The 22283-nt window shown below is 67.5% G+C and carries 16 protein-coding genes and 1 tRNA gene; 6 read left to right on the plus strand and 11 right to left on the minus strand.

Annotated features, from left to right (window positions below):
* The 6 genes from D6682_01000 to D6682_01025 form a co-directional block, all read left to right on the plus strand.
* Positions 1-628: response regulator (locus tag D6682_01000; protein ID RMH52789.1), on the plus strand; the 628-nt coding region annotated here is incomplete at its 5' end.
* A gap of 131 nt (positions 629-759) precedes the next feature.
* Positions 760-1851, plus strand: a complete 1092-nt coding sequence (gene hflK, locus D6682_01005) for an FtsH protease activity modulator HflK (GenBank protein ID RMH52790.1) — start codon at positions 760-762, stop codon at positions 1849-1851.
* Position 1852: 1 nt separating this feature from the next.
* Positions 1853-2725, plus strand: coding sequence for a protease modulator HflC (hflC, locus tag D6682_01010; GenBank protein RMH52791.1), 873 nt, complete (start codon positions 1853-1855; stop codon positions 2723-2725).
* A gap of 36 nt (positions 2726-2761) precedes the next feature.
* A complete protein-coding gene (locus D6682_01015) occupies positions 2762-2950 on the plus strand; it encodes a DUF2065 domain-containing protein (protein ID RMH52792.1) in 189 nt (62 codons plus the stop codon).
* Between the two features lie 50 nt (positions 2951-3000).
* Positions 3001-3077, plus strand: a tRNA-Arg gene (locus tag D6682_01020).
* 157 nt (positions 3078-3234) lie between these two features.
* Positions 3235-3480: a hypothetical protein gene (locus tag D6682_01025; GenBank protein RMH52793.1), complete on the plus strand. Its 246-nt coding sequence runs from the start codon at positions 3235-3237 to the stop codon at positions 3478-3480.
* Between the two features lie 27 nt (positions 3481-3507).
* Here D6682_01025 and D6682_01030 read toward each other — a convergent pair whose 3' ends face one another.
* From D6682_01030 to D6682_01080, 11 genes are all read right to left on the minus strand, one after another.
* A complete protein-coding gene (locus D6682_01030) occupies positions 3508-4209 on the minus strand; it encodes a class I SAM-dependent methyltransferase (GenBank protein RMH52794.1) in 702 nt (233 codons plus the stop codon).
* Positions 4196-5116 (minus strand): lauroyl acyltransferase, encoded by a 921-nt coding sequence (locus D6682_01035; GenBank protein RMH52795.1) that lies wholly within the window; start codon positions 5114-5116, stop codon positions 4196-4198. The genes D6682_01030 and D6682_01035 overlap by 14 nt, the downstream gene beginning before the upstream one ends.
* A gap of 106 nt (positions 5117-5222) precedes the next feature.
* Positions 5223-7010, minus strand: a complete 1788-nt coding sequence (locus D6682_01040) for a chloride channel protein (protein ID RMH52796.1) — start codon at positions 7008-7010, stop codon at positions 5223-5225.
* A gap of 17 nt (positions 7011-7027) precedes the next feature.
* Positions 7028-8056 (minus strand): LOG family protein, encoded by a 1029-nt coding sequence (locus D6682_01045; protein RMH52797.1) that lies wholly within the window; start codon positions 8054-8056, stop codon positions 7028-7030.
* The gene (locus tag D6682_01050) at positions 8053-9624 is read right to left on the minus strand and encodes a hypothetical protein (GenBank protein ID RMH52798.1); all 1572 of its coding nucleotides are present in this window, start codon (positions 9622-9624) and stop codon (positions 8053-8055) included. The genes D6682_01045 and D6682_01050 overlap by 4 nt, the downstream gene beginning before the upstream one ends.
* Positions 9527-10606: a quinolinate synthase NadA gene (gene nadA / locus D6682_01055; GenBank protein RMH52799.1), complete on the minus strand. Its 1080-nt coding sequence runs from the start codon at positions 10604-10606 to the stop codon at positions 9527-9529. The genes D6682_01050 and nadA overlap by 98 nt, the downstream gene beginning before the upstream one ends.
* On the minus strand, positions 10603-13842 hold the full coding sequence (locus tag D6682_01060) for a carbamoyl-phosphate synthase large subunit (protein RMH52800.1): 3240 nt from the start codon (positions 13840-13842) through the stop codon (positions 10603-10605). Before D6682_01060 ends, nadA begins: the two co-directional genes overlap by 4 nt.
* 92 nt (positions 13843-13934) lie before the next feature.
* Positions 13935-15146: a bifunctional glutamate N-acetyltransferase/amino-acid acetyltransferase ArgJ gene (gene argJ / locus D6682_01065; GenBank protein RMH52801.1), complete on the minus strand. Its 1212-nt coding sequence runs from the start codon at positions 15144-15146 to the stop codon at positions 13935-13937.
* 3 nt (positions 15147-15149) lie between these two features.
* Positions 15150-17828, minus strand: a complete 2679-nt coding sequence (gene secA, locus D6682_01070; GenBank protein RMH52802.1) for a preprotein translocase subunit SecA — start codon at positions 17826-17828, stop codon at positions 15150-15152.
* A 296-nt stretch (positions 17829-18124) separates the two neighbouring features.
* Positions 18125-20008, minus strand: coding sequence for a diguanylate cyclase (locus tag D6682_01075; GenBank protein ID RMH52803.1), 1884 nt, complete (start codon positions 20006-20008; stop codon positions 18125-18127).
* A 328-nt stretch (positions 20009-20336) separates the two neighbouring features.
* Positions 20337-22115 (minus strand): diguanylate cyclase, encoded by a 1779-nt coding sequence (locus tag D6682_01080; protein RMH52804.1) that lies wholly within the window; start codon positions 22113-22115, stop codon positions 20337-20339.
* Positions 22116-22283 lie beyond the last annotated feature (168 nt).

Raw genomic sequence — 22283 nt, forward strand, 5'->3', positions numbered from 1 at the left:
CGACAACGGCTGCGGCATCCCGCAGGAGCACCTGCCCCATCTGTTCGAGCCCTTCTTCACCACCAAGGAGGTGGGCAAGGGAACGGGGTTGGGGCTGGCCATGGTCTTTGGCGCCATGCACAGCCACCACGGCACGGTTACCGTGGAGAGCACGGAGGGCGAAGGAACCACCGTCTGCGCCTGGCTGCCGCTGCTGTCGCCACAGGAGCGGGAACCGGAGCGGACGGAAGAGGAGGAGACCACGCAGGATGCACAACAGGCCACCATCCTGCTGGCCGACGACGAAAAGCTGGTGCTCGACGCCTCCGCCGAGGTGCTGGAGGCGCTTGGCTATCGGGTATTGCGCGCCCGCAACGGCAACGAGGTGCTGGAGCGTTTTGCACGCCATCGGGAGGAGATCGACCTGGCCATCCTCGACCTCGTCATGCCCGACTGCGGCGGCGACCTCGCCGCCATCCGACTGCGCCGGCAGGCCCCGGCGCTGCCGATCATCCTCATCACCGGCTACGACTACGAACATCTCAAACAGGGACGCCCCCTGCCGGAAGGCTGCACGCTGATGACCAAACCGGTCGACTACGACCGACTCCACCGCCGGATCCAGAAGCTGCTGCGCGGGCGGAGCTGACGCACGGATAGCAGCGCGGCACGCCTTGCCAAAGGGCGCGCGGCTCCTAGCGTTCGCCGGTTCCGGGCGCACTTGGGAGCCCCCTGCGCCCGCCACCATCCCCCACTCATCCCCGAGGAGCCCGCACCTTCATGCCTTGGAGCCAGAACCAGCCCGACAATCCGTGGGGGCGCCGTCCCACCGGCGGCGGCCCGCAGCCCGACCTCGACGAGGTGATCCGCCGCCTGCAGCAGAAGCTGGGGGCGATCTTCGGCGGCGGTGGCAACGGTGGCGGCGACGATGGCGGCAGGGAGATGCTGCCCGGCAAAGGGGTGATGTCGGCGCTCTTCGTCATCCTCTTCCTGCTCTGGCTCGCCTCCGGCATCTACAGCGTGGCCGCCGACGAAGAGGCGGCGGTGCTCCGCTTCGGCCGCTATGTCGCGACCACCGGCCCCGGCCTCAACTGGCATCTACCCTGGCCGATCGAGAGCGCGGAGAAACTGCCGGTGACCCGGGTGCAGCGGCTGGCCATCGGCTTCCGCTCCTTCGGCCCCGGCCGCATCCGCAAGGTCGACGAAGAGTCGTTGATGCTCACCGCCGACGAGAACATCGTCGACCTCTCCTTCGTCGTCCAGTACAAGATCAAGGATCTGGAGCAGTACCTCTTCAACCTGGCCAACCAGACCAAGACGGTGCGGGACGCCGCCGAATCGGCGATGCGCGAGGTGATGGGACGCACCATGATCGACGATGTGCTCACCACCGGCAAGGCCAAGGTCGAGGTGGAGGTACAGGAGCTGATCCAGTCGATCCTCGACAGCTACAAGGCGGGCATCTCGGTGACCACGGTCAAGCTGCAGGACGTGCAGCCGCCGGCGCGGGTGATCCGCGAGTTCAAGGACGTGGCCAGCGCACGCGAGGATCGCGAACGGGCCAAGAACGAGGCGCAGGCCTACGCCAACGACATCATCCCCAAAGCGCGGGGCGAGGCGAAGAAAATGGTGCTCGAAGCCGAGGCCTACCGCACCGAGCAGATCGACCGCGCCAAGGGCGAGGCGCAGCGCTTCCTCAGCATCCTCGATGCCTACAAGGCGGCGCCGGATGTGACGCGCAAGCGGCTCTACCTCGACGCCATGGAGAAGATCCTGGCCAAGGTGGAGAAGGTGATCGTCGACGGAGCGGTGGCCGACCGGGTCCTCCCATACCTGCCGATCGACCAGCGCGGCAAGGTGGAGGTGAAGTGAGGTGAACGGAAAACAGACTTCACTGATCATCCTGCTGGCTCTGATCGTCGGCCTGATCAACATGTCCGCCTTCGTCGTCGATCAGCGCAAGCAGGCGCTGGTGCTGCAGTTCGGCAACCCGAAGCGGGTGGTGACCGAGGCGGGGCTGCACTGGAAGTGGCCGTGGCAGAGCGTCAAGCTGTTCGACGCCCGCCTGCTGGAGGCCGATGCGCTGCCCAACGAGGTGATCACCAAGGACAAAAAGTCGATCCTGGTCGACAACTACACCCGCTGGCGCATCATCGATCCGCTCAAGGTCTATCAGGTGGCCCGCAACCAGCAGGGGGTGGCCGCCCGCATGGAGGACGTGGTGCGGGGCAAGGTGCGCGAGGTGCTCGGCCAGCACACCCTGCACGAGATCGTCTCCGGCGGCGAGGCCAACCTGCGCCAGCAGTTGATGATCGCCATCCGCAAACGGGCGGACGCCGACGTCAGGTCGATGGGGATCACCATCGTCGACGTACGTATCAAACGCGCCGATCTGCCGGCGGAGAACTCCAACGCCGTCTTCAAGCGGATGAAGGCGGAGCGGCAGCGGATCGCCCGGGAATACCGCTCCGAGGGGGAAGAGGCGGCGCGTGAGATCCGCGCCGAGGCGGACAAGAAGCGCAAGATCATCGTCGCCGACGCCTACAAGAAGGCGGAGATCATCCGTGGTCAGGCCGACGCCGAGGTGACGCGCATCTACGCCGCCGCCCACCGGAAGGATCCCGACTTCTACGCCTTCCTCCGTTCACTCGAGGCCTATACCGCCTCGATCAAGGAGGGGACACGGCTGATCATCTCGCCGAAGTCGGAGTTCTTCCGCTTCTTCGAACACGCCGACGGCCGCTGATCCCACGCCGACGCGGGGCGGGGAGGCAAGAGAGCGATGGAGGATCTGTGGACGGCGCTGGGGTTGGTCATGGTGATCGAAGGGTCGCTCTACGCTCTCTTCCCTCAGCAGATGATCCGGGTGGCCGGGCAACTGAGCCGGGCACAACCGGCGGCGCTGCGTGCGGCGGGGCTGCTCTCGGTGGCGCTCGGCTGGCTCTGCGTCAAACTGGTGCGCGGCGCCTGATCGGCTAGCATACGGCGCCCGTCTCCCCCGGATCCGGGGAGGCGGCATACGCACCCTTAGCTCAGCCGGATAGAGCGTTGGCCTCCGAAGCCAAAGGCCAGAGGTTCGAATCCTCTAGGGTGCGCCACCGCACCGCGCCCCGCCCGCGCCCCGGGCGGGGGCGCCGCCGCAAGCCGGCATTGGTCCCAATATCGACGCACTGGATCGGAGAGATGGCCGAAACGACACAGATCCACCCGCCACAGCCACCGGCCCGGCGCCGCGGCGCCGGAGCCCTTCCTGGCGTGGTCGCACTGCTCCTCCTGGCCGCACCCGCTGCGGCTGCCCCGTGGAACCGCGGGGTCGATGCACGCGCCGATGCACTGGCCGCACGGCTCGACGGGCGCGGCGACTACCACGCCGAGTTCGCACGGGCACTGGCCGATCGGGCGGTCGAGGAGGCGGCACAGCACGACCTGCCCGCCGCCCGTCGCTTCATCGGAATGGCCGAGCAGGAGGCCGACCGGAGCATGGAGCGCCCCGGGCGGTAACCCCGGGCCACACCACCAGGCACACGTTCAGCGGCCCCCATCCTCCCGCGGGCCGCAGAGGATGAGCAGCTCGTCGTCGGCCGGCGACAGCCACCACCCCCTCCGCTCCACCACCGGCGCCACCCGATCGATCCGGAGATGGCGGGCGATGGTGTGCTCCATCGCGACCCGGGAGAAGCGATAGGGGCGCAAACGCCTGCGCAGCGGGGGCAGCAGACGACGGGCGAGGTAGTGCAGCCGCGCCACCAGCGGCGCGCAGACCAGCACCGACAGCAGCACCACCCCCTCCGGCTTGAGCAGCCGGGCTATCTCGTGCAGCACGATCTCCGGATTCTGGGTGAAGCTCAGGGTATTGATGCAGAGGATCAGGTCGGCGCAGCGACCGGGCAGCGGAATCGACTCGGCGGCGCAGTTGATGTAGGCGGCATCCTCGGGCAGCGCCCCGGGAAAACGGCGGCGGATGTCGTCGAGCAACGGATCGACCAGTGTCTTGTGCCCCGGCCCGATCTCCCGGCTGAGGCAGGCGGGGCCGCAGCCGATCTCGATGATCTCGCTCTCCTCGTCGAGCGGCGGCAACCACGACCGCAACCTGTCGAGGTAGCGTGCCCGCAGCCGCTCCCGCGCGGCATCGAGCACATCGCCCCCGCCCCAACAGGCCAGCTGGCGTGCCTGCGACTCCAGCCACTCCGTCTTGCTGATCGCCCGCCGGCAGGCCCTACGGTGCGGCATGCACCGCCTCGGCCAGCGCCGGATCGTGTTCGAGGATGTACCAGCGGCGATGCAGCCACATCCACAGCTCCGGCCGCCGGTGGATCACCGGGGCGTAGCTGTCGTGGATCGCCTCGGTGGCCCGGTAGAGATCGAGCTTGCGGTCCTGCTCCCGTTCCGGCAGGGGAATCGGCCAGAAACGGAGGCGGAAGGAGAACCCGCGCCCCTCCCGCTCGATCGCCACGCCGAAGAGCGGCACCCCGTACTTGCGGACCACCGCCGCCGGCAGCGTGGTGCTGTTGGCCAGATGACCGAGAAACGGCACCTGCTCGCCCTGGCTCATGTGCTGGTCGATCATGACGGCGATCGACCGGCCCGCCCGAAGATCCTCCCTCAGCCAGCGCATCCCAGCCGTACGTGGGCGCATCACCGCGCCGAAACGCTGCCGGCATGCCCGCAGGAAATACTCCAGCGGCTCCTGCTCCATCGGCCGGTAGATGATCGAGGAGCCGTACCCGAGCATGGAGAACATCAACGCCCCCAGCTCCCAGTTGCAATGGTGGGCGGCGATCAGCACCACACCGTCGCCCCGCTCCATCGCCCGACGGAAGACCGCCTCGCCCTCCACCCGCACCCGCGACAGGAGGAAGCGGCGTGAACGGAGGAAGACGTGCGGCAGCTCGAACATGGAGCGCCCCAACTCGGCAAAGCTCTCGCGCGCCGTCCACGCCCGCCACCGACGGCCGCGGCCGGGATAGATCCGGGCGAGGTTGCCCAGTGCGATGCGACGGTGACGGCGAAGGAGGAGATAGGCCGCACGCCCGATGCCGGCCCCCAGGGCGCCGGCTACCCGCACCGGCAGCAGGCGGATCCCGAGGAAGAGCACCCGGACCGCCAACACCAGCGCCCACCCCCCGATGCGGTTCATGCCCGATCGAATCGCAACACATCCCTCCGTGGACGTTTTGCCCGACGGCGATCGAGGGGCGCGCTCTTCGATCTCCTTGTAAATCCGTATGTTTCTTGCGAAACCATCATGCCTTGAGCGCCACTTCGCCGTGCTGGACGATCAACTTGTGGTAGGTGGAGAAGACGGCGTTGCGCGAGAGCATCCCCAACACCCTGCGCGGCTCGTCCGCCGCCACCACCGGCATCTGCTCGAACTCCTCGCGGTCGAGCACCGAGATGGCGTCGAGCAGGCTGGCATCCTCCGAGACCACCTTGACGTTGCGGTTGGCCACCTCGGACGCCACCACCACCTCATCGAGCGCCGAATCGAGCAGCCACTCCTTGAGATCGTGGAAGGTGACGATGCCGATCATCAGCCCCTTCTCGTCCACCACCTGCACACACCCCTTGCCCGAGGCGACATACTCCCGCTTGAGCGCCGACAGCCTCGCATCGGCCGGCACCTTGGGCACCGCCCGCCACGGGATGCTGGTCACCGGCACCGAACGCAGCCAGGCCCGCTCCATCCCCCAGCGGGTCTCGATCCCGCGACTGCTCAGGATCTCGGTGAAGATCGAATCGCGGCCGAAGGCGAGCTTGACCAGCGAGGCGCCGACGCAGGCGGTCATCAGCGGCACCATGATCCGATACTCCCCGGAGAGCTCGAACAGCATCAGGATGGTGCTCACCGGCGCCTGCAACGCCGCCGCCATCATCGCGCCGGCGCCGATCAGGGCGTAGGAGCCGTAATCGCCGGTCAGCTGGGGGAAGAGGCCATGCACCACCGCACCGAACAGCGCACCGGCGGTGGTGCCGAGGAAGAGCGACGGACCGATCAGGCCGGTGCCGAAGCCGCCGCCGGCGCAGATCAGGCTGGTGGTCAGCTTCATCGGCAGCAGAAGCAGCAGGAAGGGGATCAGTGGCACCGACATGCCGAGCAGATGGGGTACGAACGAGCGGTTGAGCAGCGCGCTCACCGTGCCGTAGCCCATCGACATCAGCTCCGGCACCAGCAGCGCCAGCAATCCGAGCATCACCCCGGCCACCGCCGGCCTGATCAGCGTGTTGGGCACATGGCGCTCGAAGGCGCCGCGTACACGGGGGAGCAGGAAGATCATCAAGGCGGCGAGCAGTCCGCACAACACCCCGAGCAGCAGATAGGAGGGGATCTGCAGATAGCTGTCCATGAAGAAGTGGGGCACGACAAAGGCGGGGAAGTTGCCCACCGTCGCCCGGGTGATCACCGTAGCGATCACCGCGGCCAGCACGATGGGGCTGAAGGTGGCGATGGTGTAGTCGGTCAGGATCACCTCGAGCGCGAAGAGCGCGCCGGCGATCGGCGCGTTGAACGAGGCGGCGATCGCCGCCGCCACCCCGCAGCCGATCAACACCCGCATCTGCTGCTCGTTCATCCGCAGCGCCTGGCCGAGCAGCGAGGCGATCGCCGCCCCCAGCGCCACGGTGGGCGCCTCGCGCCCCATACTGGCGCCGGAGCCGAGCGCCACCATATTGCTCACCGTCTCGCCCGCCGCCTTGCGCAGCCGGATCTTGCCGCCATGCAGGGCCAGTGCCTCCATCACCCCCGGGACGATCTTGATCGCATCCGGCTCCAGCCACCAGGTGTTGATGCAGCCGACCAGCAGTCCACCGCAGAGCGGCGCCAGCAGGAAGATGTACCAGGGGATCTCGTAGAGCACCGCCCCCCAACCGGGCGCCCCCACCCACTGCTGGCTGATCCAGCCGATGCCGAAACGGAACGCCAGCGCCCCGCAACCGGCCAGCACCCCCACCACCACCGACAGCGCGGTGAGGTAGAAGACGTCGTGCTGCCGGACCCAGAAGATCGGATGGCGCAGCCAGTCGGGAAGCCTCATCACGCCGCCCGCCCGCTTCAGCTGTGGCGGGAGGCCAGCAGGTTGGCGCGCCGGATGATCTGCGGCAACACGCTCATCCGGTGACGGTCGAGCTGCATCCGGAGCCGGGGCAGCTCCTCGGTCCCCTCATCGTCGTGCTCCGGCCAGTGGAACACCTGCTCGATCCGTCCGTGGGCCAGCACATCGGAGAACTCGGCGTTGAGCCGCTCCAGAGCCTCCTCGGCCAGCGGCCGCAACATGCGCAGCAGCACCCAGCGGCCGACATAACGGAAGCTGTGGTAGTTGCTGTAGAAAGAACGGATATGGTCCAGCGCCACATCGACGCTGTCGGTGTGGAGCAGCAGCTGATCGTCGTCGCTGTTGATCAGCCCGTCCTCCTTAAGCCTCCGCACCCACGAGCGGAGGAACGGTCCCCAGAAATCGTCGCCCGGCGCCTCGAGCATCACCACCGGAATCGGCGGATTGCGCCCGGTCTGCAGCAGGGTCAGCGTCTCGAAACACTCATCGAGCGTGCCGAACCCGCCGGGGGTGAGGATCACCGCACTGCTCTCCTTGAGGAAGAAGAGCTTGCGGGTGAAGAAGTACTGGCAGTAGAAGTGGCGCGGCGAGCCGGCCACCACCGGGTTGGGCTTCTGCTCCATCGGCAGGTTGATGTTGATGCCGAACGACATCGCCTCGCCCGCCCCTTCATTGGCCGCCTGCATCATGCCGCCGCCCCCGCCGGTGATGACCATGAAGCCGTGGTCGGCCAGCGCACGGGCCATCGCCCGCCCCTGGATGTAGCGTGGATCCTCCGGTCGGGTGCGGGCGGAGCCGAAGATGGTCACCTTGCGCCGGTCGGCATAGGGAACGAAGATCTCCAGACCGCGGCGGATCTCGCCCATCGCCCGCGCCATCATCTTGATGTCGGCGCGCGAGGGGTCGTTGCAGATCAACTGCACCGTCTCCATCAGCAGTTGCTTGTGGAACTCCCCCACCGTTCTGCCGCAGGCGGCGAGCAGCGCGTCCACCCGCGCCTCCAGTTCGTCCTGTCGCGAAACCGTCATTCCGGCAGGATCACGATGTCGATGCGGCGGTTCATCGCCCGCCCCTTGGCGAACTCGTTGCTCGCGATCGGCCGCACCTCCCCGTAGCCCAGCGCCTTGAGCCGTCTGGCATCCACACCCGAGGTGATGAGGAAGTCGCGCACCCGCTCCGCCCGCTTGAGCGAGAGCAGGCGGTTGGCCTGCACATCGCCGACGTTGTCGGTGTGCCCCTCGATGTGGACCTTGCGCTCCTTGTAGAGCGCAAGCGCCCGCACCACCGCACCGAGCAGCGGCAACTGATCGTCGGACAGCGTACTCCGTCCCGAAGGGAAGTGGAGCCCCGTCAACCGCAGCAGGATGGAGCCGTCCATGTTGAACAGCACCTTGACCGGCTTGCCCGCGAGGATCCTGCGCAGCTCCGCCTGCCGGCGCGACTCGCGCGTCTCCCGCTCCAGCTTGGCAGCGAAGGCGGCCTTGAGGTCGCGCAACTGCTGCTGCCTGCTCTGCTCCAGCTCGGCCTTCTGCTCGGCCAGCGCGGCATCGAGCCGCCTGGCGCAGGCCTGCCGCATCGCCTTGCGCTGCTGCTCCAGCGCATCCTGCGCCCGATCGAGCTGCGCGCGCAGCTGTTCGGCGCGCCGCACCAGCCGATCGACGCGCACATCGACCACCGGATCGTCCGCCGCCACCTCCATGCCCAACGCCCGGGCCAACCTGCGCCGCCCGGCCCGCCCCTCGAGCACCAACCGCTCGTGGCTGTCGCGCTTCCTGCGCCACCCCTTCACCTTGAGGGTCAACTGCCGGACATCGTCGGCCAACCGCAACAGATGGTAGGGATGGGGGGGCAGCTCCTTGCTGCGCCCGTCGAGGAAGGCGGCCACCTCATCGAGCTCCCGCCGGGCGGCCTGGTAGAGGGTCGGAGCGTAGTAGCGGGCGTTGGCCGCACGCGCACGGGCCAGCAGATCGGCCCCCATCCTGCGGATGACGGGCAGCGCCGCTGCGATCGACTGCCTGCTCCACTGCACCACCTCCCGCGCGGCGGCGGCGGCATCGTTGAGCGCACCCCGCTCGTCGGCGGCGATCGTCCGTGTCAGGGCCGCCTCGGCCTTGGCCGCCATCGCCGCGGGAGAGACCGGCCCGCCAACGCGCCGGATGGCGTCGTACCGTCGGTAGCGCCGCGCCTCCCGCCACCACTCCAGCATCTCCGCATAACGGGCACGAAAATCGCGCGCATGCCGCTCGGCCTGATCGAGCATCTCCGCCGCCTGTCGGCTCGCCCGCTCCGCCTGCTCCGACTGGTGGTTGTCGCGCGCCAACATCGCCGCACCGAGGTAGGCGCGCGCCTTCCCCAACTCCTCGGGCGACCAGGCGGCGAGCGCACCGCTGGAGAACCGTTCGATCCGCCGCTCCAGCTCGTCGATGCCATCGGCCCACACCGCCGCAGCACCACCGAGCAACAGCAGCAACAGGGCGCCGAGGAGCACCCACCGGCGGCTAACCAAGGGTAAGCATCCTCTCGAGCGCCACCCTGGCCGGCCGCGCGATCTCCGGCGGCACGGTGATGCGGTTGCCGGGGCGGCCGGCGGCGACATCCTCCAGCGCCTGCAGCAAGTGCTGCGGGTCGGTGCGGAACATGGTCGAACACATGCAGACCATGGGGGAGAGGAACCAGATCGCCTTCTCCGGGTGCTGCAGCCGCAGCCTGTTGACCAGGTTGAGTTCGGTGGCGATGGCGAACTTGCGCCCCGGCTCCGCCGCGCGCACATGGCGGATGATCATCTCGGTCGAGCCGACGAAATCGGCCTTCGCACAGACCGTGCGCGAACACTCAGGATGGGCCAGCACCTCGATATCGGGATGCTGCGCGCGCATGGCGTCGACGTGCTCCGGCCGGAAGAGCTGATGCACCGAGCAGAAACCGTCCCACAGGATCAGCCGGGCCCGCCGGATCTGCTCCGGCGTGTTGCCGCCCAGAGGCTCCTCCGGGCGCCACAGGGCCATCTCCTCATCTTCCAACCCCATGGCCAGCGCGGTGTTCTCGCCCAGATGGCGGTCAGGGAAGAAGAGGATCTTCTCCCGCGCATCCCACGCCCAGCGCATCACCCGCTCGGCATTCCCCGAGGTGCAGACGACCCCTCCGTGCTCGCCGCAGAAGGCCTTCAGCTCCGCGGTGGAGTTGATGTAGGTCACCGGGGTGACCTCCTCCTCCGGCGCCAACACGCCGGCAAGCTGCCGCCAGCACGCCTCCACCTGCGCGCCGTCGGCCATGTCGGCCATCGAGCAGCCGGCGGCCGGATCGGGGAGGATCACATGCTGGTCGTCACCGGTGAGGATGTCGGCGGTTTCGGCCATGAAGTGGACGCCGCAGAAGATGATGTGGGGCACGTCGGTCGCCGCCGCATGCTGGGCCAACTTGAGCGAATCGCCGCTGACATCGGCGAAGGCGAAGACCTCTTCTCGCTGGTAGTGGTGGCCGAGGATCAGCACCCGGTCGCCGAGGCGCTCCTTCAGCGCGGCGATGCGCTGCAGCAGCTCCTCGTCCGGCCGCCGGTAGAGTTCGTCGATCCCGCTCACGCCGCCCCCCTGGTTTCCGTCGCCATGGCATGGTACTCCTGCAGCGACAGGATGGTACCCCCCCCGCCGCCGCGCGCAATCGCGCCGGCCGCGGCCAGACCGCCGGCCAGGGTGGTGAAGTAGGCGATGCCGTGGTCGATCGCCGCCCGACGGATCGACTTGGAATCGCGGATCGCCGCCTCGCCCTCGGTGGTGTTGATGATCAGATCGACCTCGCCGGCGAGCAGCCGGTCGACGATGTGGGGACGGGCTCCGTCGGTCACCTTGGGCACCACCTCCGAGGCGATCCCCGCCCGGGCCAGCGCGTCGTGGGTGCCGCGGGTGGTCAGCAACCGGAAACCGCTATCGACCAGCATCCGGGCGGCGGGGGCCACCCCGGACTTGTCGGCGTCGCGTACCGAGACGAAGGCGCAGCCCGACCGCGGCAGCCTGGAGCCCGCCGCCCACTGCGCCTTGCCGAAGGCGGTGGCGAAATCATCGGCCAGCGCCATCACCTCGCCGGTCGACTTCATCTCCGGTGAGAGCAGGGGATCGACGCCGCGGAACCGGACGAAGGGGAAGACCGCCTCCTTGACGGCACAGTAGCGCTCCGGCCAGGGCACCGTGGTGACCCCCTGCTCCTCCAGGCTCCGACCGGTCATGACCCGGGCCGCCACCTTGGCCAGCGGCACGCCGGTGGCCTTGGAGACGAAGGGGACGGTGCGCGACGCCCGCGGATTGACCTCCAGTACATAGAGGGTGTCGCCCTGCAGGGCGAACTGGATGTTGAGCAGGCCGCGCACATCGAGCGCCAGCCCCAGCGCCTCGGTCTGGCGGCGCACCTCGTCGATCACCCGCGGCGCGATCGAGTGGGGCGGCAGACAGCAGGCGGAGTCGCCCGAATGGACCCCCGCCTCCTCGATGTGCTCCATGATGCCGCCGATCACCACCCGGTCGCCGTCGGCCAGTGCGTCGACGTCGAGCTCGATGGCGTTGTTGAGGAAGCGATCGAGCAACACCGGATGGTCGGGGGAAACATCGACCGCCTCCTCCATGTAGCGCAACAGCCCCGACCGGTCGTGGACGATGCGCATCGCCCGCCCGCCGAGCACATAGGAGGGACGCACCACCACCGGATAACCGATCCGCTCCGCCACCGCCACCGCCTCATCGACCGAGCGGGCGGTGCCGTTCTCCGGCTGCCGCAGGCCGAGCCGGTGGAGCAGCTGCTGGAAGCGGGCGCGATCCTCGGCCAGATCGATCATCTCCGGGCTGGTGCCGATGATCGGCACCCCGGCATCCTTGAGCGCATCGGCCAGCTTGAGCGGCGTCTGACCGCCGAACTGCACGATCACCCCGTCGGGCCGCTCCACCGCCACGATGGCCATCACATCCTCGAAGGTAAGCGGCTCGAAGTAGAGCCGGTCGGAGGTGTCGTAGTCGGTGGAGACGGTCTCGGGATTGCAGTTGACCATGATGGTCTCGAAGCCGTCCTCCGACAGGGCGAAGGCGGCATGGACGCAGCAGTAGTCGAACTCGATCCCCTGGCCGATGCGGTTGGGGCCGCCGCCGAGGACCATGATCTTCCTGCGGTCGGTCGGCCGCGCCTCGCACTCCTCCTCGTAGGTGGAGTAGAGGTAGGGGGTGACCGCCTCGAACTCGGCCGCACAGGTATCGACCCGCTTGAAGACCGGCCGCACGCCGGCCGCCTCGCGCGCCCGGCGCACCGCATCCTCATCGGTGCGCAACAGCTGCGCCAACCGCCGGTCGGAGAGCCCCTCGCGCTTGGCCCGCCGCCAATCGTCGCGGCTCATGGCGGCAATGTCGCGCCCGGCCAGCTCCTGCTCGATCGCGATGACCGTGGCGATCTCGCGGATGAACCAGGGATCGATGGCGGTCGCCTCATGGACCCGCTCCTCGCTCCAGCCGGCACGCAGCGCCGCACCGATCCACCAGAGGCGGTCGGCGCCGGGGCTGGCGAGCTTCTCCCGCAGGAAGCGGTCGCCGTCGACCCCCTCCGGCAGCGAGCGGTCGAAGCCACAGCTGCCGATCTCCAGACCGCGCATCGCCTTGCCCAGCGATTCGGTGAAGGTACGGCCGATGGCCATCACCTCGCCCACCGCCTTCATCTGGGTGGTGAGCCGACCGTCGGCACCGTCGAACTTCTCGAAGGCGAAGCGCGGCAACTTGGTCACCACATAGTCGATGGTCGGCTCGAACGCCGCCTGGGTCTTGCCGGTGATGTCGTTGCGGATCTCATCGAGCCTGTAGCCCACCGCCAGCTTGGCGGCGATCCTGGCGATGGGGAAGCCGGTCGCCTTGGAGGCGAGCGCGGAGGAGCGCGACACCCGCGGGTTCATCTCGATGACGACCATCCGCCCATCCTTCGGGTTGACCGCGAACTGCACGTTGGAGCCACCGGTCTCCACCCCGATCTCGCGCAGGATGGCGATCGAGGCGTCGCGCATGCGCTGATACTCCTTGTCGGTCAGGGTCAGCGCCGGCGCGACGGTGATCGAGTCGCCGGTGTGGATCCCCATCGGGTCGAGGTTCTCGATCGAGCAGACGATGACGCAGTTGTCGGCGCCATCGCGCATCACCTCCATCTCGAACTCCTTCCACCCGATGATCGACTCCTCGATCAGGATCTCGTCGGTGGGGGAGGCTTCCAGCCCGGAGGCGGCGATCCGCTCGAACTCCTCGGGATTGTAGGCGATGCCGCCGCCGGTGCCGCCGAGGGTGAAGCTCGGGCGGATGATGATCGGATAGTCGATCCCGGCGGCGATGGCGCGGGCCTCCTCCATCGAGTGGGCGAAGCCGCCGCGGACCATCTCCAGCCCGATCCGCTCCATCGCATGGCGGAACTGCTCGCGATCCTCCGCCTTGTCGATCGCCGCCGGCTGCGCGCCGATCATGCGCACCCCGTACCGATCCAGCACACCGTGCTTGTTGAGCGACAACGCGGTGTTGAGTGCGGTCTGCCCCCCCATGGTCGGCAGCAGAGCGTCCGGGCGCTCCCTGGCGATGATCTCCGCCACCGTCTGCCAGGTGACCGGCTCGATGTAGGTGGCGTCGGCGAACTCGGGATCGGTCATGATGGTCGCCGGATTGGAGTTGACCAGGATCACCCGGTACCCCTCCTCCTTGAGCGCCTTGCACGCCTGCACCCCGGAGTAGTCGAACTCGCATGCCTGCCCGATGACGATCGGGCCCGCGCCGATGATCAGGATCGATTCGATATCCGTCCGTTTGGGCATCTTGTTCTCTTGGAATCAGATCACAACACGTCCATCCGTGGACGTCTTGCTCGACGGCAATCGAAGAGCGCATCGGGCGCCCTCGCGCTGCCTCAACTGCGGTACTCCGCATTGATGGTGATGTAGTCGTGGGTCAGATCGCCGGTCCAGACGGTGGCGGATGCCTCCCCCATCCCCAGGTCCACACGGATGGTGAAGGCATCCCTGGCGAAGACGGCCATCCCGGCCGCATCCGTGTAGTCCGGGTGCAACTCGCCGTTGTCGACGATCGCCACCCCGTCGGCGGACAGCGCCAGACGGCCACGGTCGATCTCCACCCCCGCGTTGCCGATGGCGCAGAGGATCCGGCCCCAGTTGGCATCACCGCCGGCGAGGGCGGTCTTGACCAGCGGGGAGACGGCGATACGCCGGCCAACCGTGCGCGCCTCGGCCTCGCTGCGCGCACCCGTCACCTCGATGGTGACGAACCTGGAGACCCCCTCGCCGTCGCGCACGATCAGCTTCGCCAGCTCGATGCAGACCCGGGTGAGCGCCTGCGCGAAGGCCGGATACTCCTCCCGCGGCGCATGGCCCAACCCAAGGCCGGAAGCGAGCAGGTAGACGGTGTCGTTGGTCGAGGTGTCGCCATCCACGGAGATCGCATTGAACGAACGATCCACGGCGTGGACGAGCATCGGTTTCAATTGCGCATGCGACAGCGGCGCATCGGTGGCGATGAAGGCGAGCATCGTGGCCATCTCCGGATGGATCATGCCGCTTCCCTTGGCGATGCCGGTGATGGTGTAGCCATCGACCGTGGCCGAAGCCCACTTGGCGAAGGTGTCGGTGGTGCGGATCGCATCCGCCGCATCCGCCCAACCGTCGGGGCGCAGCGTGGCGGAGGCCTCCCCCATCCCCGCCTCGATCCGTTCGATGGGAAAGGGCTCGCCGATCACACCGGTGGAGGCCGAAAGCGTCTGCTCCGGCGCGCAACCTGCGGCCCTCGCGCCGGCCTCGATCAGCCTCCGCGCCCAGATCCGCCCCCGTTCGCCCAGCCCGGCATTGGCGTTGCCGGCGTTGGCGACGATGCAACGGATCTCCCCGCCGTGGCGGTCGAGGGTCTCCCGGCCGAGATCCACGCAGGGGGCGCGAAACCGGTTCTGCGTGAACACGCCCGCCGCATGGCAGGGGAGGTCGGCCACGATCAGCGTGACATCCTGACGTTTGCCCTTCAGTTCCGGCGCTTGCACGCCGCAGGATGCCGTGCCGACCCGGAAGCCGGGCACGGCAAGCGGGGGGGTTCGCCCGGGCGGGGGAAGCGACAAGGCTCAGCCCCGCCGACCGTGGCAGCGCTTGTACTTCTTGCCCGAACCGCAGGGGCAGGGATCGTTGCGCCCCACCTTGGGATGGGTGCGCCGCACGGTCTGCTGCGCCGGTGGCTCTTTCTCCCCCTCGTCGTCGAACAGATCGTCGTGCTGGTGGACGAAGTGGAGCTCCGACGGCTCCGGTTCCGGATCGGGCTCCGGCTCCATCTGGACCTGCACGCTGTGCAGCAGGGTGACCACCTCCTCCCGCACCCGGTCGATCAGGCCGGAGAAGAGCTCGAACGACTCACGCTTGTATTCCTGCAGCGGCTGCTTCTGGGCATACCCGCGCAGGCCGACGCTCTGGCGCAGGTGATCCATGGCCAGCAGATGCTCCTTCCAGTGGTGGTCGAGCACCTGCAGCAGCAGGTGCTGCTCGAAGGCGCGCATCCGCTCGGCCCCGACCAGCGCCTCCTTGGCGTCGCGGGCGGCGGCCAGCGCGTCGCAGATATGGTCCACCATCTCCTCGGCGTCGTTGACCGACGCATCCTGCTCCACCCAGCGGCGCACCGGAACGTCGAGGGCGAACCGCTGTCTGAGCTCCCCGCCCAACCCATCGAGATCCCACTCCTCGGCGTGGACCGTCGGCGGCATGAAACGCGCCACCAGATGCTCGACCACCCCGCGGGTCATGTCGTCGACCACGTCGCGCACATCCTCCGCCTCCATCAGCTCGCGCCGCTGGCTGTAGATGACGTCGCGCTGCTGGTTCATCACGTCGTCGTACTCCAGCAACTGCTTGCGGATGTCGAAGTTGCGCCCCTCGACCTTCTTCTGGGCGTTCTCCACCGCCCGGGTCACCCACGGGTGTTCGATCACCTCCCCTTTCTTGAAGCCCAGCTTGCCCAGCATCGCCTGCATCTTCTCGCCGCCGAAGATGCGCATCAGATCGTCCTCCATCGAGAGGAAGAAGCGGGTCACCCCCGGGTCGCCCTGACGGCCGGCGCGACCGCGCAACTGGTTGTCGATCCGGCGCGACTCGTGGCGCTCGCTGGCGATGATGTAGAGCCCGCCGAGCGCCTTGACCTCCTCCTGCTCGCGGGCGCAACTCGCACGAATCTCGCGCGCCCGACGCTCCCGCTCCTCCTCGGTGAGCGAGTCGGGCAGTTGGGCGATCAACATCTCCGGGTTGCCGCCAAGGACGATGTCGGTGCCGCGCCCGGCCATGTTGGTGGCGATGGTCACCGCCCCCTTGCGCCCGGCCTGGGCGACGATCTCCGCCTCGCGGGCGTGGTTCTTGGCGTTGAGCACCTCGTGCGGGATGCGACGCTGCTTGAGCATGGCCGAGAGCATCTCCGACTTCTCGATCGAGATGGTGCCGACCAGCACCGGCTGCCCCCGCTTGTGGGCATCCTCGATCTCGCCGACGATGGCGTGGAACTTGTCCTCCTGATCGATGAAGACCAGATCGGGCTCGTCCTTGCGGATCATCGGCTTGTTGGTCGGGACGATCACCACCTCCAGGCCGTAGATCTTCTGGAACTCCTCAGCCTCGGTGTCGGCGGTGCCGGTCATGCCGGCCAGCTTCTCATACATGCGGAAGTAGTTCTGGAAGGTGATGCTGGCCAACGTCTGGTTCTCGGGCTGGACCGGCACCCCCTCCTTGGCCTCGAGCGCCTGATGCTGGCCGTCGGAGTAGCGCCGGCCGGGCATCATGCGGCCGGGGAATTCGTCGATAATCACCACCTCGTTGCCGCGCACGATGTAGTCGACCTCACGCGTGAAGAGGGTGTTGGCGCGCAACGCCTGGGTGACGGCGTGCATCACGTTGACGTTCTCCGGATCGTATAGGGAAGCCCCCTCCTTGAGCAGCCCGGCTTCCACGCACAACCGCTCGATACGCTCCATCCCCTCCTCGGTGAAGGAGACGGCGCGATCCTTCTCGTCCTTCTCGTAATGCGCCGGCTCAAGCTGTTTGATCAGGGCGTCGGCCTGCTGGTAGAGGGTGCCGGCGTCGTCCGACGGCCCGGAGATGATCAGCGGCGTGCGTGCCTCATCGATCAGGATCGAGTCGACCTCGTCCACGATGGCGTAGTGGTGGCCGCGCTGCACCCGATCCTCCTTGCGGAAGACCATGTTGTCGCGCAGGTAGTCGAAGCCGAACTCGTTGTTGGTGCCGTAGGTGATGTCGGCGGCGTAGGCCGCCTGCCGCTGCTGCGGATCGAGATCGTGGACGATCACCCCGACCGACAACCCGAGGAAGCGGTAGATCCGCCCCATCCACTCGGCGTCGCGTCGGGCGAGGTAGTCGTTGACGGTGACCACGTGCACCCCTTTGCCGGTCAGGGCGTTGAGGTAGGAGGGAAGGGTGGCGACCAGGGTCTTCCCCTCGCCGGTCTTCATCTCGGCGATCTTGCCTTGGTGGAGGATGATGCCACCGATCAGCTGCACGTCGAAATGGCGCATGCCGAGCACCCGTCGGGAGGCCTCGCGGACCACGGCGAAGGCCTCCGGCAGCAGCGCATCGAGCGCCTCCCCCCGCTCCAGCCGCGCACGGAACTCCGCCGTCTTGCCGGCCAGGGCCGCATCGTCGAGCCCCCCGACCTTCTCCTCCAGCGCGTTGATACGCGCCACCATCGGCTGCATCTTCTTGAGCAGTCGGTCGTTTCGGCTGCCGAACAGCCGGGTCAACATGTGCAACATCGGGGGTGCAGACCTCGCAGAAGACGCCGTCGGCGCCGGATTGCCCAAGGGCCCTTCCACCTCCGGGCGACGCGGAGGCATGGATCGAAGGGCGCGGCACGATAGCACGAGGGCCCATGCGGCGAAAGATCGTCTGGGGACGGGAGGGCGGAACGTGACACCGCATCCGGGGAGGAGCGCCCCTCCCCGGATGCGGATCGAATGCCCCGGACGCAGCACGGATCCACTTCGACTCCCACCGGCGGGCGACCCGCCCGGAGGGGGCGGGATGGGTTGCGGCCGGTCAGGAAAGGCGGCTAGTAGTTCTCCTCATCCTTCCACATCTCGGGGGTGAAGCGCACCACCCGGTTGCGGCCCTGCTCCTTGGCGGTGTAGAGGGCGATGTCGGCGAACTTGACACATTGCCAAAAGCCGTCGGCATCGTCGCGGAAGAGCGACGCACCGATGGAGATGGTCTTCTTGATCGGACCGCTGGAGGTCTGCACCGTGGTCCCCTCCATCCGGGCACGGATCCGCTCGGCGGTCTGCATCATCGCCGACTCGTGGGTGTCCGGCAGCAGGGCGAGAAACTCCTCGCCGCCGTAGCGCACCACCACATCGGACTCGCGCACCTCGCGGGTGATCACGTCGGAGAGCGACTTGAGCACCTGATCGCCGACGTCGTGGCCCAGCTCGTCGTTGACCTTCTTGAAAAAGTCGACATCGAGCATGAGAATCCCCAGGCTGCTGCCGCGACGGATGACGCCGGCGGTGATGTTGCCGGAGAACTCCTCGAGGAATCGACGATTGTATAGGCCGGTCATCGGGTCGCGCAGGGTGGACTCCTTGAGCGACTGCATCAGCCGCTTCGACTCGATCACCGGGCTGGCCACCGCCATGTGCGCCTCGATGGCGTCGCGCAACACCGGCACCTGCTCCTGCTGCTCGCCGCGCAGGATCACCTGCAACACGTTGCCCACCCGGTCGGAGAGCATCAGCGGAATGCAGAGGTGCTGATCCCCCTCCCGCTCCGGCCGGAAGGCGGCGCAGATGTTCGGTGCGTCGCAGGAGCAGAGCGAATGGGCGGTGCGCTTGGCGCGGCACTGGTCGGAGTCGACCAGGATCACCGGATCGCACCAGCCGTCACACGCCTCTTCCATCCCCTCGGCATAGACCCGATGCAGCCTGCCCGACTCCGGCTCCAGCTCGTAGAGGCAGAAACGCTGCAGTCCGAACTGGTCCCTGAGGATGCGGCGCATGCGCTGGTAGACCTCGTTGAGATCGAAATCCTCCTCGATCTCCTGCTTGAAACGGGCGGCGTTGACCATGTCGTCCACCACGTGCATGGTCTGGGTGAGCAGATCCTGGCCGTTGCCGCCGGTGCCGCGGTTGTGGTTGCCGATGGAGGCGATCTTCTTGCCGATGGCGCCGATGCTCTTCTCCAGCGCCTCGATGAAGCTGTTGGTGTTGGCCGCGATCTCCCCCACCTCGTCATCGGTGCGCACCGCCACCCGCCGGGAGAAGTCGCCCGACTTGGCCATGTGCATCGCCACCTTGACCTCTTCGGCGGTCTCGATCACCGGATCGAGCATCTTCTTGAGATAGAAGGCGACCAGCAGCCCGAAGAGCACCAGCAAGCCCAGGATCGGCAGCACGGCGAGCAGCGCGGCGTGCTCCTGGCGTTCGAGCGAGAAGGTGAGGGTGACCGCGCCGTTGACCGTCCCCTCGGGCACCTCGTGGCAGTTCATGCAGTTGATGTCGTTGAAACGGCTGGCGATGAAGGGGATGGTCACCCGGTAGATGTCGTTCTTGAACTCGCTCATGTCCTCGACCACCCGCCCCGTCCTGAGCACCTCGCGCTCCTGCGGCGAACGCGGCTTCTCGCTCTCGTGGCCCGGGCCGAACTGGTTGATCACCGGCTGGCCGCGCACCACGTGGACATCCTTCAGCCCGGGGACGCGGTTCATGCGGGCGATCAGGTCGGCCCGCTCGGAGATCAGCCCCTTCTCCATCTCTTCGGTCAGGGCCACACGCACCATCTCGGCGGCCATGCGCGACTGGGTGCGCACCGTATCGAGACTGAAGTAGCGGAAGGACATCAGCGAGACCACGCCGAAGAGCAGGGTCATGACCAGGATCGAAATCACGACGAACAGGTTCTTCTTCTTGCGCAGCTTCACGGGCGGACCCTCCTCGACCATGCAGAACGGCGGGCATCGTAGAAAGAGCCGAAGAACGGCGCAAGAGTTGCAGGGCATCCCACCGCACGGCCGACCGAGCCGGGCGGGTGGAACCGGATGGATCCGTGATGTGGATCGGCGATGATCCGGATCGCAGCAACGCCCCGGATGGACGTGTTGCAGTCTGATCAGAGATGACGGCTTCGCAAGGAGCCGTCATCGCGGCCATGGACGGCCGCGCAAATCCGGAGGTCGCAGATGCAACCGACGGATTTGTAAGGGGATCGAAGACCGCGCTCTTCGATCCCCGTCAAGCAAAAAGTCCACGGACGGACTTTTTGCGATTCCATCAGAGATACGGTGTCGGCGTCTCCGCCATGCAGGCCTGATCGCGCCCGCGCGCCTTGGCCTGATAGAGCGCGCGATCGGCGCGGGCGAGAAAATCCTCCAGCCGCTCGCCCTGCTGGTGCATCGCCATACCGGCGCTCACCGTCACCTGCAGCACCCCACCGCCCTCCAGCGGGATCCGTTGCCGATGGATCTGCGCCCGCAGCCGCTCGGTCAGCAACCGCAGATGGGCCGCCTCGATGGGGGAGGTGAGGATGACAAACTCCTCGCCGCCGTAGCGCACCGGTACATCCATCGGCCGCAGGGTATCGCGGATCGCCTGGCCGCAGTGGCGCAGCACCTCATCGCCGACCAGGTGGCCGTAGGTGTCGTTCACCTGCTTGAAATGGTCGAGATCCATGAAGATCACCCCCACCGTCGCCTCGGCGATGCGGTTGTGGGTGTGCAGCAGCCGCTCGGCGGTCGACTGCATGTAGCTGCGCACGTAACAGCCGGTCAACGCATCGCGAATGGAGCGCTCGTAGATGGCGTTGCGCTCCCGCTCCAGCTCCATGAAGAGCAGTTCGCGCTCCAGCGCCGCCGACACCGGTCCGCTCATCCGGTCGATCGCCGCCAGAAGTGCGCTGCTGATGTTGGCATCGACCCCCACGCTGAGCAGGGAGACCGCCACCCTGCCCTCCCCCTGACGCAGCTTGAGCGGCACGATCACCATCGCCTCGCCGCTGCCGCCGTGCACCACCTTCTTGCAGCCGTGGCTGCCGGGAGGGAGCCGCTCCGCCTCCCGGAACAGCGCTCGGTCGGCGGCGTTGATCGCCATCGGCACCCCGCGGAACTCGTTGCTGGCGGCAAAGTAGATCTGTTGCTGCCCATTCTCGCGGATGCGGAACTCCAGCCGGGACACCGGCAGGCTGTGGGAGATGGCCGAGAGAAACCCCTCGGCCACCTCGCGAAAGTTGCGCGAGGAGGCGATGGTATCCGCCGACTCGGCGAGCAGGCGGTTGAGTTCATGCAGCCGGAGCGCGCTTTCGCCCTGGTCGGAGTTCATGAACAGCCCACACTCCAACCCCTTGAGCCGGTTGATCATGAACTTGACCAATGGCTTGGGGATCATCGAGCCGTGCTGCGGGGCGATGGTGTCGATCTCCATCGCATCGAACTTCTCCATGGCGTGCTGCAGGATCTCGCGGCCGGGCATGTAGTGCTCGTGGAAGGCGCGGATGCTCTCGAAGTAGCGCTCGTCACGGGCGAAGAGGGTCCAGGTCTCGGTGAATCCGCCGAAGATGTCGCTGGAGAAGAGGGTTCTGCTGCGCGTATCGTAGGTGCAGAAGGCCCCCGGGAAATGGAGGTAGGGGGTGAGCACGAAGGTGAGCCACCGCCCACCGAGGTCGAGCTGCCAGTCGTGCTCCTCGATCTGCCAGAATGGGGTCTTCAGCCCGTAGTGGCGCAGCAGCGCCACCGCGCGCCAGTGGGAGACGATCACCGCATCGTCGCGGGAGATCATGGCATCGATCCGCGGCAGCGAGGCGGTGATGTCCGGATCCTGATGGTGGCAGATGAAGTAGCGGATGTGGTCGAAGGAGGTGACCTCCTCCACCTTCCGCAGGGTGACGGGGAAGGTGAGCGCGCTGCCCGGGTCGATCAGCACCGACTGGTCGCCGTGCTCGATCAGGTAGGTGTGGCACTGGAAGAGGTCGTCCTCGAGGTAGTTGCCCACCCACCAGACGCGCTCGGCGATCTCGATCGCGTGTTCGGTGTCGACCACCTCTCCATTCTGCGGCATGGGGAAAAACTAGCGAACCACAGGCATCAGATCCATCATTGGCCCCGTGGTGCCGCCCAGCTTTTCCCGCCGACACGGCTTCTTCACCGTCCATCAGCTGCCACTGCTGCGTGACAACTACAGCTACATCGTCGCCGGCGACTCCGGCGCGGCACTGCTGATCGATCC

Source organism: Zetaproteobacteria bacterium, from assembly GCA_003696765.1.
Taxonomy (GTDB): domain Bacteria; phylum Pseudomonadota; class Zetaproteobacteria; order Mariprofundales; family J009; genus RFFX01.

Excerpts from the sequence above, each read along its gene's own strand:
- hflK (RMH52790.1), top strand. The coding sequence starts at position 760 with ATGCCTTGGAGCCAGAACCAGCCCGACAATCCGTGGGGGCGCCGTCCC.
- D6682_01015 (RMH52792.1), top strand. The coding sequence starts at position 2,762 with ATGGAGGATCTGTGGACGGCGCTGGGGTTGGTCATGGTGATCGAAGGG.
- D6682_01030 (RMH52794.1), bottom strand. The coding sequence starts at position 4,209 with ATGCCGCACCGTAGGGCCTGCCGGCGGGCGATCAGCAAGACGGAGTGG.
- D6682_01035 (RMH52795.1), bottom strand. The coding sequence starts at position 5,116 with ATGAACCGCATCGGGGGGTGGGCGCTGGTGTTGGCGGTCCGGGTGCTC.
- D6682_01040 (RMH52796.1), bottom strand. The coding sequence starts at position 7,010 with ATGAGGCTTCCCGACTGGCTGCGCCATCCGATCTTCTGGGTCCGGCAG.
- D6682_01045 (RMH52797.1), bottom strand. The coding sequence starts at position 8,056 with ATGACGGTTTCGCGACAGGACGAACTGGAGGCGCGGGTGGACGCGCTG.
- D6682_01050 (RMH52798.1), bottom strand. The coding sequence starts at position 9,624 with ATGTCGCCGCCGGCCGCCCCGGCAACCGCATCACCGTGCCGCCGGAGA.
- D6682_01060 (RMH52800.1), bottom strand. The coding sequence starts at position 13,842 with ATGCCCAAACGGACGGATATCGAATCGATCCTGATCATCGGCGCGGGC.
- secA (RMH52802.1), bottom strand. The coding sequence starts at position 17,828 with ATGTTGCACATGTTGACCCGGCTGTTCGGCAGCCGAAACGACCGACTG.
- D6682_01075 (RMH52803.1), bottom strand. The coding sequence starts at position 20,008 with ATGGTCGAGGAGGGTCCGCCCGTGAAGCTGCGCAAGAAGAAGAACCTG.
- D6682_01080 (RMH52804.1), bottom strand. The coding sequence starts at position 22,115 with ATGCCGCAGAATGGAGAGGTGGTCGACACCGAACACGCGATCGAGATC.